The 12,840-nt window shown below is 67.0% G+C and carries 12 protein-coding genes and 1 pseudogene; 5 read left to right on the top strand and 8 right to left on the bottom strand.

Translation table 11 applies throughout. From position 1 onward, the window contains the following. The first annotated feature begins 138 nt into the window (after positions 1-138). A complete protein-coding gene (rox, locus tag C8K38_RS12090; protein WP_097211698.1) occupies positions 139-1,569 on the top strand; it encodes a rifampin monooxygenase in 1,431 nt (476 codons plus the stop codon). A 30-nt stretch (positions 1,570-1,599) separates the two neighbouring features. Here rox and C8K38_RS12085 read toward each other — a convergent pair whose 3' ends face one another. From C8K38_RS12085 to C8K38_RS27135, 4 genes are all read right to left on the bottom strand, one after another. Then, complete coding sequence (locus tag C8K38_RS12085; RefSeq protein WP_097211697.1) at positions 1,600-2,532, bottom strand: hypothetical protein; 933 nt, start codon at positions 2,530-2,532, stop codon at positions 1,600-1,602. Positions 2,533-2,641: 109 nt separating this feature from the next. Next, on the bottom strand, positions 2,642-2,857 hold the full coding sequence (locus C8K38_RS12080) for a hypothetical protein (RefSeq protein WP_097211696.1): 216 nt from the start codon (positions 2,855-2,857) through the stop codon (positions 2,642-2,644). 309 nt (positions 2,858-3,166) lie between these two features. Further along, a complete protein-coding gene (locus tag C8K38_RS12075; protein ID WP_143548450.1) occupies positions 3,167-3,775 on the bottom strand; it encodes a hypothetical protein in 609 nt (202 codons plus the stop codon). A gap of 850 nt (positions 3,776-4,625) precedes the next feature. After that, positions 4,626-4,892: a hypothetical protein gene (locus tag C8K38_RS27135; RefSeq protein WP_181320857.1), complete on the bottom strand. Its 267-nt coding sequence runs from the start codon at positions 4,890-4,892 to the stop codon at positions 4,626-4,628. Between the two features lie 581 nt (positions 4,893-5,473). On the opposite strand from C8K38_RS27135, the gene C8K38_RS12065 reads away from it, so the two are divergent. Next, positions 5,474-5,974: an ImmA/IrrE family metallo-endopeptidase gene (locus C8K38_RS12065; protein ID WP_097211693.1), complete on the top strand. Its 501-nt coding sequence runs from the start codon at positions 5,474-5,476 to the stop codon at positions 5,972-5,974. Next, a complete protein-coding gene (locus tag C8K38_RS12060; RefSeq protein WP_143548448.1) occupies positions 5,971-6,921 on the top strand; it encodes a hypothetical protein in 951 nt (316 codons plus the stop codon). Before C8K38_RS12065 ends, C8K38_RS12060 begins: the two co-directional genes overlap by 4 nt. A gap of 18 nt (positions 6,922-6,939) precedes the next feature. Here the strand turns inward: C8K38_RS12060 and C8K38_RS12055 are convergent, their stop codons facing one another. Next, the gene (locus C8K38_RS12055) at positions 6,940-7,359 is read right to left on the bottom strand and encodes a helix-turn-helix domain-containing protein (protein ID WP_097211691.1); all 420 of its coding nucleotides are present in this window, start codon (positions 7,357-7,359) and stop codon (positions 6,940-6,942) included. A 350-nt stretch (positions 7,360-7,709) separates the two neighbouring features. Between C8K38_RS12055 and C8K38_RS12050 the strand changes: the two genes are divergently transcribed. Further along, positions 7,710-8,087 (top strand): hypothetical protein, encoded by a 378-nt coding sequence (locus C8K38_RS12050; protein ID WP_097211690.1) that lies wholly within the window; start codon positions 7,710-7,712, stop codon positions 8,085-8,087. 306 nt (positions 8,088-8,393) lie between these two features. On the opposite strand, the pseudogene C8K38_RS12045 reads toward C8K38_RS12050, so the two are convergent. Next, a pseudogene (locus tag C8K38_RS12045) lies at positions 8,394-10,569 on the bottom strand (MMPL family transporter); the annotation flags it as partial. Positions 10,570-10,963: 394 nt separating this feature from the next. Here C8K38_RS12045 and C8K38_RS12040 point away from each other — a divergent pair. Next, positions 10,964-11,368, top strand: a complete 405-nt coding sequence (locus C8K38_RS12040; protein ID WP_097211689.1) for a DUF4259 domain-containing protein — start codon at positions 10,964-10,966, stop codon at positions 11,366-11,368. Positions 11,369-11,446: 78 nt separating this feature from the next. On the opposite strand, the gene C8K38_RS12035 is transcribed toward C8K38_RS12040, so the two are convergent. Both C8K38_RS12035 and C8K38_RS12030 read right to left on the bottom strand, forming a co-directional pair. Further along, positions 11,447-11,845 carry a hypothetical protein gene (locus tag C8K38_RS12035; protein WP_097211688.1) on the bottom strand — a complete coding sequence of 133 codons (399 nt, stop codon included), beginning with the start codon at positions 11,843-11,845 and terminating at the stop codon, positions 11,447-11,449. Positions 11,846-11,934: 89 nt separating this feature from the next. Continuing rightward, positions 11,935-12,738: an alpha/beta fold hydrolase gene (locus tag C8K38_RS12030; RefSeq protein WP_097211687.1), complete on the bottom strand. Its 804-nt coding sequence runs from the start codon at positions 12,736-12,738 to the stop codon at positions 11,935-11,937. Positions 12,739-12,840 lie beyond the last annotated feature (102 nt).

Below are 12,840 nucleotides of genomic sequence, written 5' to 3'. Positions count from 1 at the left end.
CACTCTCAACATATAGCGCGATGGGGGTCTTGCGGCAAGACCCCCATCGTGTTGCAGAATCTCCAAGCCGGAGGCCAGGACCTGCGGAAATCAGGGATTCGCGAAGCACGCGGGTTCTTGTCGAACGGGGGTTTTCGAATGATCGACGTGATCGTTGCCGGTGGCGGACCGACCGGACTGATGCTGGCCGCAGAGTTGCGGCTGCATGGCGTGCAGCCGCTCGTCCTGGAGAAGCTGACCGAGCCGACCAGGCATGTCCGGTCGCTCGGCCTGCACGTGCGCAGCGTCGAGGTGATGGACCAGCGCGGTCTGCTGGAGCGGTTCCTCGCGCTGGGCAAGAAGTACCCGGTCGGCGGCTTCTTTGCCGGCATCGCCAAGCCGCGGCCCGACCGGCTGGACACCGCGCATCCGTACATCCTCGGCATCCCGCAGCCCGTCACCGAGCGACTGCTTAGCGAGCACGCCGCCGAACTCGGCGCCCCGATCCGGCGCGGCCGCGAACTGGTCGGCCTGAGCCAGGACGACGACGGGGTGACCGCCCAGCTGGACGACGGCACGCAGCTGCGCTCGCGCTACCTCGTCGGCTGCGACGGCGGCCGCAGCACGGTGCGCAAGCTGCTGGGTGTCGGCTTCCCCGGCGAACCCACCCGGGTCGAGTCGCTGCTGGGGGAGATGGAGGTGGCCGCGCCGCCGGAGATCCTGGACGCCGTTGTGTCCGAGGTCCGCAAGACCCACAAGGGATTCGGCGCCGGACCCTCCGGGGACGGGGTGTACCGCATCGTCGTGCCCGCCGCGGGGGTGGCCGAGGACCGGTCGGTCCCGCCGACCCTCGAGGAGTTCAAGCAACAGCTGCGGGTGTTCGCCGGCACCGACTTCGGCGTGCACTCACCGCGTTGGCTGTCCCGCTTCGGCGACGCCACCCGGCTGGCCGAGCGCTACCGGGTCGGCCGGGTGCTGCTGGCAGGCGACGCTGCGCACGTCCACCCGCCGCTGGGCGGGCAGGGCCTCAACCTGGGCGTCCAGGACGCGTTCAATCTGGGCTGGAAGCTGGCCGCCGAGGTGGGCGGCTGGGCGCCGGAGGGGCTGCTGGACAGTTACCACACCGAACGGCACCCGGTGGCCGCCGACGTGCTGAACAACACCCGCGTGCAGTCCGAGCTGCTGTCCACCGAGCCGGGTCCCCGGTCCGTGCGCCTGCTGCTGTCGGAACTGATGGACTTCGAGGAGGTGAATCGGTTCCTGACCGAGAAGGTCACCGCGATCGGGGTCCGGTACGACTTCGGCGAGGGGCACGAACTGCTCGGCAGGCGGCTGCGGGACGTGGCGCTGAAGAATCGAGGCCGCCTCTACGGGCTGATGCACGCCGGCCGCGGGCTGCTGCTCGACCAGACCGGTCGGCTGTCGGTGGCGGGCTGGGCGGACCGCGTCGATCACGTCGTCGACGTCAGCGACGAACTCGACATGCCCGCCGTATTGCTGCGGCCGGACGGCCACGTGTCCTGGGTCGGTGAGGATCAACAGGATCTGATCGGCCGGCTGCCCACGTGGTTCGGCGCTGCGGCCGGATGAGCGCGCGTGACCCGGGTATCCGCGTGCGGATCACACCATCGGACCGCGCCAGAGGCGTACCACTCCTGACGGCCAGTCACAGCTCGCGCACAGTCCGTTGGCACCGCCGACAAGTGTGGCATCCGGACCGAGGCCTGCCGGGTGATCGAGCCGGGTCCAGGAATCGAGATCCGCTGCACCGGAGGCGAATACCTGGTGATCGTCGTCGCCGACGCACACAACGAATCGATCCTCGGCGCCAACTGCCCAGTGGAAGGGGATGCCCTCCTCGATGCCGGAATCGATGTCTTCGGAACGTATCGACATGAATGAATCCGAGTCCACGGCAGGGCGCACCCGCATGATGTCCGACTCGTGCGTCAGCGTCACCACCGAATCGACTCGGCCGACATCGAGGACGACCTCTTCGTCGTACACGAGCGGGTCGAGACGATCGCCGAGCCGAATCGGATCGATCCAATAGACCGCACAGCCATCCTGCCCTGCACCGATCGAAAGCCCGAGATGCCCGCTGCGGGTGCGGGAAACGTGTGATCCTCCCGCCGTCAGGTCGGTGAGTTCGACGGACGCGACCATCTTCCCGTCGCGGACAAGGCACCAACGATCACTGTGGTCACCAGGCTCGGTGAACGCGAATGTCTCGCTGGCCGAATCCCAGTACGCGGAACCGGTTCCCCACTCCGGCCAACCGTCGTGGACGTGCTCCCAGACGACCGATCCGTCCGGCCTGTGCAGCTGCGCTCGGTCTCGAAGACTGACCGCCGCGTAGTCGAGCGCGTCGGACACCGTCGAAGCACCGCATCCTTCGAATTCGGCTGCGAACAGCGACCGGTCGAATGTCGCGTCGAATACCTCCAGCCGTTCGGGCGACGATACGAGCCAGCCGGCCGGATGCGAGGTGACCGTGCTGCGCTCCGGCATCGTCAACTCGGCGCCCACCGGTGCCAGGAATGTGTTCGACATGGCGCCGAGCCTACAAACGATGGCGGCGACCACCGTGCGCGCTCGGTCCTCCCATGCTCGGCCTTCGATGCCCGCGTGCGCCGAGGTGCACTGCCACAACAATTCGGTGCTAACTCGGTGTGGCGACGACCTCGTCGACCTCGAGGGTGTGCGCACTGCACCGGGTGACCGTGTCGTATGACGACGGTTCAGGAAGGTCAGTTCCCATCCCGCGCATCAGCGCCCGCATCAGCGAACCGACCGAACGAGCCTGGATCACGAGCGCGGCGTCCAGAGCCGCCAGTGCGAGCAGGGCAGGGCCGCCGATCCACAGCGGAATCCTCATCGCTCCTCCTCTGGCCTCGTTGCCCGCCAGCGCCGGCGAGATGCATCGCCTCGTAGGCACCGACATAGCTGGAAGATTACTGAGCCGTGGTCCGTGCCGGGCGATTTGCCGAGGTCTGCCGATCGGGTGGTCGGCCCCGCTGGGTGGATCGGGGGTTCTACCCAGCGGGACCGGCGACGTTTCGGTCGGGGGACGAAAACGGCGCGAATGAAGTCTAGCGATGCGAACAATTGCTGGCAAGCTTCCAGCTAACTTATTGGGACTCGGCTCAGCTGGTTGCCCATCGCATCCGGTTCCGCGAACGCAGACTCAGATGACGTTGTGCTGCGGGGTTTCCCGGGCGTACCACTGCTCCGCGGTTTCCTGCGCCTTCGCCGACGCGATGCTGTCGGCGATGCCGGCTATGCCGACGGCAAACCCGATCGCGGCGACCGCTGCCACCACCGCGGCGATGAGACGCCTCTGTCGGCGGGCTTGGCTGTTGGCGGCCTCGCGGCGCTGTCGGGCTACCTCGAGGCATGTGAACTTGTCGTGCGCGATCCTTTGGGCCTGCGCCGGATGGCCGGCGGCGGCCATCGCGACTTGGTTGGAATGCAGTGCGGCGATAGCCCCCGACAGTTCCTCGTCGGTCATGTCGTTCACCGCCTCCATCAGAGGTGTACTGACGGGGGCGACGGATCTCCGCGGGGCGACGGACCTCCGGGCCGAGTGGCCTGCCTGCATGCAGAGAAGTCCGACGGCGATGAGGGCCGCGGACGCTCCTGCTGTCAGGAGTATCAGCGCTTCGGACTCGGTGAAGTGCGCCGCGAGGGCCAGTCCGCAGGTGAGGCCAATGCCTGCGGCGAGTTCGGCAACTCGATTCTTGAACGCCATCGGTTGGCCTTCGTCACGCTGGTCTCGACCATTTGCTGCGGTCATACTGCCCTCTTCGTTTTCATGCGCAGATGGACCGGCCTGTTCGGCTACTGATCGAAGCTGGAGGCATCCGGCTAATCCGCAGCACTTGGCCGTCAGGATGTTGCTAGAAGATAGCAGTTCTAGGCTTGGTCAAGGCCGAGGGCGGTGAGCCGGCTCGGATGCCTAGTCGATTGTGGTGGTTGACTCTAATTGCACGGCACCTGCCGACTTCGCGGCCGAGGAAGCGATGCGAGGCTGTAGATTTGCTGGCGCTGCTTTCGGCGTTGTGGGGGGCGCTGTCGGAGCCGGGCTCGAATCGGCGTTCGGTCGGGGTGTCACGTGGATGTCTGTGGGCAACAGGCCGGGTGTGGTCGGTTCGGCGCCGCGAAGTGGCCGCTATTGCGGGTGAGTGAAGGTTTCACGGGCATCGGTGCCCTGCCTTGCAGTCTGGCATTTGCCAGATTTCAGCAAACAGCTAGCATACCCGTGGTGGCCTGCCGACCCAGCCGATCGCTCAGTGGTTGCCCACTCACGAATCGTTGCAGGTGCGTCGCTGGATGGGGATTTGTCCGACGGCCTTCATGGGTATCGGAGTTGCTTGATCGGCGAGCGGCGGACTTGGAGACGCAATGGTGAGGATGCCGGCCGAGAGTGGTGTGCCGGCGATCGGTGGACGTGATGCAGGTGGACGCTCGTTAAAGCGCCTTCGCCGCGGCCACCGGGCGCTGGCGGTACTCCGCTGGTGCGGTGCCGGTGCAATCCTTGCCGGGATCGGCCTGGGTGGCGCCGCGACGGCGGTCGCCGACCCGATTCAGGGCTGCGCCCAGTCACACTCGCATCGACCCTGCAATCCGAACCATCCCCAGTGTCCTCATGGAGTCCCTGCGTCCGGGCCTCCGTGCGGAACCCGCCCAACGGCTCCGCAGACGGCCCCGCCGCTGGTGACGCCAGTGGTGCCCGAGCCGACCACCACGGCGCCAACGACCCCGTCCACCACGGCGCCAACGACCCCGTCCACCACGGCGCTAACGACCCCGTCCACCACGGCGCTAACGACCCCGTCCACCACGGCGCTAACGACCCCGTCCACCACGGCGCCAACGACCCCGTCCACCACGGCGCCAACGAGCCCGTCCACCACGGCCGGGGGTGGACTCGTCCCGGTCCCGGTCCCGGTCCCGGTCCCGGTCCCGGTCCCGGTCCCGATTCCGATTCCGGTCCCCCCTCTCCAGGGCGGTGGTCCCACGCTGTCCGGCAACAATCTGGTGATACCGCCTCCCATCTCCGTACCTCCGGGCGAGTTGGTCCCGGCGCACGTCCCGGCACCTCCGGGCGAGGTGGTCCCGGCGCCCGTCCCGGTGACTCCAGGTGAGTCGGTCCCGGCACCCGTCCCGGCGCCTCCGGGTGAGACGGCGATCCCTGCGCCCGTCCCGGATTCTGCCGCCGACGCCATCGCGCCTGGTTCGACCGATGTTCGTCCCGATGTCTCACCGCTCGACGAAACTCGGTCGCCGCAACCGGGCTACGAGGCCACCTCGGCCCAGTCTGGGTTGGGCGAGTGGGGGAGCGCGCTGGTGAGCCTCGGCGGGCTCTCGACCGTCGCGGCGGTGTCTGCGGTGTTCTCGGCCCGGGGCGCGCGTGCGCAGCGCGCGAGGGCGAACGCGACATACGCAGAGTTCTTCGGACCGACCGCGCGTCGCGGCCTGTGATGGGGGACGAATGACCAAGGCGATCAGGTCTCATCGCCGTGTGTCGGCGGCCGTCGATGCGGTGTGTGCGGTCGCGGCGTCGGCCGAGGCGTCAAGCCTCGCGTCGGTGGTCGTGCGGGTCGCTGCGGAGCGAGGTCGCGAGATCACCGTCCGCACGCAGCCGCTGCCCATCGGTGTCTATGGACAACACCTCAGCTTTGTCGATCATGACGAGATCATCATCGCCGATGGTTTGCCGAACCCGGACCGGACGCTCGCGCACGAGCTGGGGCACGTCGTCTTCGGTCATGCCGGTGCGGCGATCGAGGAGGAGACGCTGGCCGCCGACGATGACCTCATCGCATACATGCTCAGCCAGCGCTCGCGCGGCGTGGACCCGCCGTCCGTCGAGCACGAGATCCAGGAGTGGGAGGCCGAGACCTTCGCCGGCCTGCTTCTGCACCGGCTGGCCATTCTGTCCAGACACGGCAATCCCGTGTCGGTGCTGCGATACGACGAGGCGCTCGGGTGAGTTACTGGATAGTTGCGCTGCTCGCCTGGATCGCGGCGGGAGCACGGGTGGGGCGCGCGATAGTCCGCGCCCCCACGATGGTCAGATTCGCCATCGTGGCAGCGGTGGCGTCGCTCGCGGTCGGGGCATTCGTCGCGACCCCGGAACTCCGCGTTCTGCTGGGACGTCACGTCGACGTCGATCTGCTCTCGGTCGGACTGTGGATGGTCAGCGCGGCCTCGAGTTTCGTGATCGCCGCTGCCGTGTGGCCGCTCGATTCCCGGCGCGCCGTCGGCCGGTTCGCCGGGGTGGTGTACGCCCTGGCGGCGGTCGCGGTCGGCGCCGCCTGGGTTCTTGATGCGCCGTGGATTGCCTGCGCGGTCGTGGTTGCGATGTTCGGGGTCGTGTCCGTCACCGGTGTCCGCCACCTCGCGCCGACCCCGCTCGGTCGCGGGATCGCGCTGTTCACTGCGGGCAGCGCGGTGATCGTGGTGGCCGGGGTCGCCGCGATCGTCCGCAACGGATCGACCTTTTTCGATCCCGGCTGGCCGTGGGCGCTTGGCACCGCGTTGATGGCCTCGGGTGCGCTGTGGTTCATGGTGGAGGCGTGGGTGCGGGCGCGGATCGTGCTTGCCCGGCTGCGGAAGGTTCATCGCCTGGTCACCGAGCGCTTTCCCGAGGTGGTCGATGGCGACCTCGCGCACTCCAGCAGCGTGCTGCGGGCCTCGGATCAGGTGTCACAGATTCTCGACGCGCTCTACCTTCAGATCGGTCTCGGAATGGGTGGACTGGACGATTCGCCGGTCCCGTCGAGTGCGGCCGAACGCGCTCGGGTTGTCGCGCAATGGGTGGACCACTCGCCCGAGGTCCCGTTCGACCCGGAGTGGATCAGCACCCCAGATGGCGTCTCGGACCGCAGATGGGTTCTGGAGATCGCCCGCGCGCATTCCCGGCTCGCCCGGCGCTGATCGCGCCCGCGGCGCGGACTATTCGGTCGAGTCCGGGGGAACCGCGGGCAGGCCCTCGCTCGCGCGGAGCTTCTCGGCCATCGCGGTCAGGAGAGTCTGCGACTCCTCTGACAGGTCGAACGCGCGGCTCGAGAGCCGGCGCAGCCCGTACCCCTGCAGCTGCGAGAGGAGTTTCAGGTCGTGATCGATCTTCGCTGCGTAGATGTCGTTGAAGAAGTAGTCCGGCTTGACCTTGAAGAACTTGGCCAATGCGGCCACCGTCTCGTTCGAAGGATTCGTCCGCTGTCCCGAGCGCAACTGTGACAGGTACGGCTTCGAGATGTGGTGCCCGGCCTCGATCAGTGCATCCGCCACTTCCGCGTTGGTGTGCGGCTTTCGCCCGGGAGGGTGCACGGTCTCGAACAGCTTGTTCAAGCGCGAAGCGAAATCGGAGTCCATCTTCGGGGACTGGGTCCTTCCAGCGGGTTTACCGCGTCAGAGGGCTGAGATAGCTAGATGATAACTCACGTCACCACTCGTGTTCGGAATACTAGCCGCTGATTCGGACTCGGCCGGCTCGGGTGGGTGTGGGTCGCCGAAATCGCCGCTATTGGGGTGGCCGGTCGCACTCCCCACTCGTCGGCGGACCCTACGTATTCCGGCCTTGAAGAATGGGCACTGCTCGGAACCTTCGGTCGCCGGCCGACTTTCGGAATCGACCGCCGTTGATTAGCCTGATGTTAGCTGGCTGTCTGACGGGTCCCGCACGTTCGCTGGGGCCGAGGGCGCCGGCACGGGAGGGGAATTTCATGAATATCGTCAAGACCACCACTGCGGTCGCGGGGCTCGTTGTCGGGGCGGCGGGGGCATTGCTGCTCGGCGCCGGTACCGCGTCGGCGCTGACGCCGGTGGTGAACCCCGAACTCCAATATGTCGGTGCGGTTCTCGATCCCAGCGAAACCCGGGTCGCCGCGGACATCCAAGCAGGCAATGTGATCAATGCGGTCTTCGGGGACCGTTGGACCGTCGGTCTCGACCCGAAGTCGGTGTGGAACACCGGGGGGTGGACGCCGGTGACGGGCGATCAGTTCATCGACGAAGCCGCCTCCCATGGGGGTCGGGTCGCGGTGTACCTGCAAACCCCCGACCTCCACGGGAATGTGTTCACCGCCTACTCGCGATGGTGAGACCCGAGCCACGTCAGGTCTGTCCGCATCCGTATCTGTTTGCGGAAGTGTCACATTCGGGCAATTCCGGCCGCCGAAGTGCCACTGCCGGCGAGGTCGCTCTTGGCTAGCTCCGGGGGACCCGGAGGCGGTTCTGCCGCGCAATCAGTTCGGCAACACTGATCGTCGGTGCGTCGTCCGAACGCCGATTTCGGGTGGCCCCAAAAGCGGGCGAGACGGACGGACATGACTCGCCGGCAACGGACTTCAGCGAGGGCGCGGTTTCCGGGGCGGCTTCCTGTGCGGGCATCGGGCCATACGATGCGGCGAGATCCGGGATGTCGGATGGCATCCGCTCGTCCGCGAGGATCGGCTCGCCCATGCCCAGCTTCTCCTGAATACGCTTCATCCAGGCGGGCGCCCACCAACAATCCTCGCCGAGCAGCTTCATCGTCGCCGGCACCAGGAACATCCGGATCAGGGTGGCGTCGATGATCAGCGCGGCGATCATGCCGTAGGCGATGTACTTCATCATCACCAGCTCGGAGAACGCGAACACTCCGGTGACGACGATGAGGATCAGTGCCGCCGCGGTGATGATGCGGCCGGTGTGCGCGGTGCCGATCCGAACCGACTCGGTGGTGCTTGCACCCTGTGCCCGCGCCTCCACCATCCGGGACAGCAGGAACACCTCGTAGTCGGTGGACAGGCCGTAGACGATCGCCATGATCAGCACCAGGACCGGCGACATGATCGGGCCGGGGGAGAAGTTCATGAAACCGGCACCGCTGCCGTCGATGAAGATCCACGTCAGGATGCCGAGGGTCGCGCCGAGGCCCAGCGCGGTCATCAGCACCGCCTTGATCGGCAGCACCAGCGATCCGAACGCCAGGAACATCAGCAACGTGGTCAGCAGTACCACCGTGGCGATCATCACCGGCAGGTTGTCCAGCAGCGCGGCGATCGAGTCCTGCTCGATCGCGGGTGTCCCGCCGACCAGCATCGTGACCCCGTCGGGCACGTCCATGGCCCGGAGGTAGTCGATCGTCGCCTCGGAGTCGTTGCGGTCGGTCAGGCCGGCCTTGAAGACCGTCACCCCATCCTTGGTCGCGTTGTTCACCGAGAACGTCTCGACCAGACCGGGCGCACCGTTGGCCTCCTTGACGATCTGGGTGATCTGCGGCGTGCCCTGGGCGCCCTCGAACACCAACTTGATCGGCTCAGTTCGATAGCTGGGGAACAACTCGTCGAACTGTTCCTGCGCGAGGCGGGTCGGGTTGTCCGGTGGCAGGTAGGTTTCGTTGATCCCGCCCAGCTTGATCCCCGAAATCGGGATGGTGAGTAGTAGCAGTCCGATCACGATGGGGATCGCGACCTTCAGTGGGCGCTTCATCACCCACTGGGTCAGCCGGCCCCAGACGCCGTTCTCGATCTCCTCGGTGGTCTTGGTCTTGCGAATCGACCTGAGTCCGAGCGCATCGACACGAGGGCCCAGGATCCCCAGGATTGCCGGCAGCAGCGTGATCGAGATCAGTGCGGCCAGGATGACCGCCGCGATGGCGCCGTATGCCATGGATTTGAGGAAGCCCTGCGGGAAGATCAGCAGGCCGCCGAGGCTGGCGACGATCATCGTTGCGGAGAAGACGATGGTCCGGCCGGCGGTCATCACGGTGCGTCGCACGGCGTCGCCGGTGTCGTAGCCCTCGGCGATCTCCTCGCGGAAGCGGCTGACCATGAACAGGCCGTAGTCGATCGCCAGGCCGAGGCCGATCAGCGAGACCACCGACAGGACGAACCCGTTGACCTCGGTGAGCTGAGCCAGTGCCTTGACGACACCATTGGCGGCGATGATGGTCAGGCCGCCGACGATCAGCGGCAGGGCCGCGGCGACGATGCCGCCGAAGATGAAGAAGAGCAGGACGCCGACCGCCGGGATGGCCAGGATCTCCATCCGGTGCAGGTCGTCGGCCATGGTGTCGCTGATCGTGCCGGTGACCGGCTGCAGCCCGGTGAGCTGGACGTCGATGCCGTCGATGTAGAACTCGTCGCGGACCTTCTTGAAGTTCGCGGCGACCTCGGTGTCGTTGTCGCCGTTGATCGCAACGCTGGCGATGGCGTGTTTCTTGGCGGGATCGGCCATCAGGGCGGCAGCGATCTTGGTCTGCCAATAGCTGGCGTTGACCTTGAGGATCTCGTCCGGGTTGTTCGCCGCCAGCTCGTCGAGGCTCTTGGTGACCTTCGCGCCGAACGCCGGGTCGTCGACGGTCTTGCCCTCGGGCGCGGTGTAGAGGAGCACCACGTCCGCGCGGGTGTCGCGACCGAAGGTGCCGTCGGCCAACTCTGCGGCGGCCACGGACTCAGATCCAGGGTCGACCAACCCGCTCTGGCTCAGCTGCTTCTCGACCCCGAGGCCGTACGCCCCGAGGGCGAGCATCAGCCCGACCATCAACCCGATCACGGTGAACCGCAGGCGATAGGCGATCCGTCCCCACGTAGCGAACACCTGCTGCGCTCCCCCCTGGTGGTGCACGGACCGGGCGCACCGAACGCCGGGCCCGGTATGCCCGCGCATGTCGAGGCAACATCCCCACCGGTCCTCGACCTGCTCGGCACTGCGAGGCTCACGGTACGCAAGGTCTCCGGTTCTGGAGGGCAGTCACATGCTGATCGGGCTGGGTCAGCCGACCGAATCGCAGGCGGAAGGTGCACGGCGAAGGGTGAATTCCCTGGTGGTCAGGTGTCCAAGAGTGATCTCCGGCGGTCCTCTAAGAAGGTTCTGAGAATCCCACCAACCGCCGCGTCTCTTCGTCCGAAGAGCCTGACGTGCAGGCTGTCGGTGGTCGATCGTAGGGTCGGCGCGACGGGCCGAGCGGCCCGCGGATCAGGAGGAGCGAGGCGTGGGGACATGGGGTTCGGGACCGTTCGAGAACGACGGAGCGGGCGACCTGCTCGCGGCGATTCGGGCAGGTGACTTCGAGATCGAAGACTTCAGCGGTCATGTCGACGAGGGGTACCTCGAGGCGGACGACGCGCAGGCGGCCATCGCGCTTGCGGAGGTCGTCGCGGTGGCCCACGGACTCTTGCCTGCGCCCCCACAGCTCGAGGGCATCGACACCGCCGCGTACACCGGGTCCCTGACCCAGGAGCAGCGCGGATGGATTCTCGCCACGCTCGAACGGACGATCGCCGACAGCGACACCTCGGAGCTGCACGAGTTGTGGGCTGAGAACGGTCCGGAGGATCTCGAGGCGTGGCGGGCGCCGATCCTGAGCAGGCTGGAGAGCCTCAGAGCGCTGAGCTGAGTCGACCAGCCGCTGCCGTGCCACGGGGACCGGAAATGGACCCCGTGACACGCTGCGGCTTCGTGGGTCTGCATCCGATCAAGCGGCGTCGAGGGCACCGGTGATCTTGCGGGCCATCTCGGTCATGGTGGGGCTCGGCTCGCCCTGATGGATCTGGGCGGCTTCGATGGTGACGTTGATGGTGCTGCGGAAGTTCTCTGCCTCTGCCGGAGCCTGCTTCTCGAGCAGGCTCATGGCCGCCGTCAGCGCCGGGAGCACGTGGTCGGCGAGTTCGGCCACGGACTTGCCGTTCAGGTCCTTGATCGAGGACTTCTCGGCGAGCACGCGCCCGACGAGGCCGGTCGCGGAGGACAGGGCGATGGTGCCGTTGGTGGCGATCTTGTGGGGCGAGCGGCCGGCGGCGGCCAGCAGCGACACGGCGCCGTAGGCGGCGGTCCGCAGGGTGATCTTGTCCTGGTCGGTGAGGGTGACGGACATGGTGGTGTTCTCCTTCGAATCTGTTGTGGTGAAACTGAATTGAAGAGTCAGGTAGTCGAATATGTTGGGCTGGTCGGCGATTGGTTCGACTAGTCCCGCTGATCCAGGGCCGCCGCCGTCTCACGTACGGCCTCGGCGACGGCCCGGAAGTCCTTGCGAAGAATGTGGGAGTGGTTGCTCGCGACCTTCGCGCTGACCTGGATGTTCGGGTTCCGGTCGAGCACCGGGTCGAGTGAGGCCCGCACCGCTTCCATCTCCTCCTCGCCTCCGCCGAGGTTGGCGCCGGTGGCCAGCACGTAGCGCACCGGGCAGGTCACGCGGTCGAGGACCGGACCGAGGGCGGCGTGGAGCTCGTTGGCCTCGATGTTGACCTCGGCGTGCTGGTCGGCGGTCATCCGCGCGGCCATACCGAGCGGGCGCGCCACCGGCATCAGAAACCGCATCCGGCGGAACAGCTTCCGGATCCGCTCACGCGCCTCCTCGCCGGTGATGCCGTATGGCATGGCGCCGTCCACCGACACCACCCCGGCGACGCGGTCCGGGTTCCGTTCGGCCCAATGCGCCGCGAGCAGCGCGCCATAGGACCAGCCCACGAGGATCGGCCGCTCCACCCCACGCGCCGCGAGGATCGCGTCGACATCCCGCAGACACGCCTCGAAGGAGTAGTCCGCCGACCGCTTCGATTTGCCGCGGGCCCGCTCGTCGAAGGTGATGTGCCGGTAGTCGGGGCCGAGTTCGGCGAGCAACGGCCGCCAGGGCTTCTGATCGGCGTAGGAGCCGTTCAGATAGACGATGGGACGGCCGGGTCCACCGGTGTCGGTCACGGCCAGCTCCGTGTCGTCGACGGGAACCATGCCGGTCCAGCTCGAAGTGGTCGAGTTCGAAACAGTCATTCTTCTCATCTCCTTGCGGCGCCACCGGCACCCCGTCGATGTTCGGTAACTTCTGAACGATTGAGACAGTACGTTGCGTTTATTAATCCGTCAACACGCAAC

The sequence above is a fragment of the Rhodococcus sp. OK611 genome (assembly GCF_003050885.1).
In the GTDB taxonomy this organism is placed as follows: Bacteria; Actinomycetota; Actinomycetes; order Mycobacteriales; family Mycobacteriaceae; genus Rhodococcus_G; species Rhodococcus_G oryzae.
This window is presented reverse-complemented; position numbering and strand designations above follow the sequence as displayed.

Bases quoted from the DNA above. Each gene is read 5' to 3' on its own strand.
- rox (WP_097211698.1), top strand. From the start codon at position 139: ATGATCGACGTGATCGTTGCCGGTGGCGGACCGACCGGACTGATGCTG.
- C8K38_RS12065 (WP_097211693.1), top strand. From the start codon at position 5,474: ATGACCAAGGCGATCAGGTCTCATCGCCGTGTGTCGGCGGCCGTCGAT.
- C8K38_RS12085 (WP_097211697.1), bottom strand. From the start codon at position 2,532: ATGTCGAACACATTCCTGGCACCGGTGGGCGCCGAGTTGACGATGCCG.
- C8K38_RS12035 (WP_097211688.1), bottom strand. From the start codon at position 11,845: ATGTCCGTCACCCTCACCGACCAGGACAAGATCACCCTGCGGACCGCC.
- C8K38_RS12080 (WP_097211696.1), bottom strand. From the start codon at position 2,857: ATGAGGATTCCGCTGTGGATCGGCGGCCCTGCCCTGCTCGCACTGGCG.
- C8K38_RS12050 (WP_097211690.1), top strand. From the start codon at position 7,710: ATGAATATCGTCAAGACCACCACTGCGGTCGCGGGGCTCGTTGTCGGG.
- C8K38_RS12055 (WP_097211691.1), bottom strand. From the start codon at position 7,359: ATGGACTCCGATTTCGCTTCGCGCTTGAACAAGCTGTTCGAGACCGTG.
- C8K38_RS12075 (WP_143548450.1), bottom strand. From the start codon at position 3,775: ATGACCGCAGCAAATGGTCGAGACCAGCGTGACGAAGGCCAACCGATG.
- C8K38_RS12030 (WP_097211687.1), bottom strand. From the start codon at position 12,738: ATGACTGTTTCGAACTCGACCACTTCGAGCTGGACCGGCATGGTTCCC.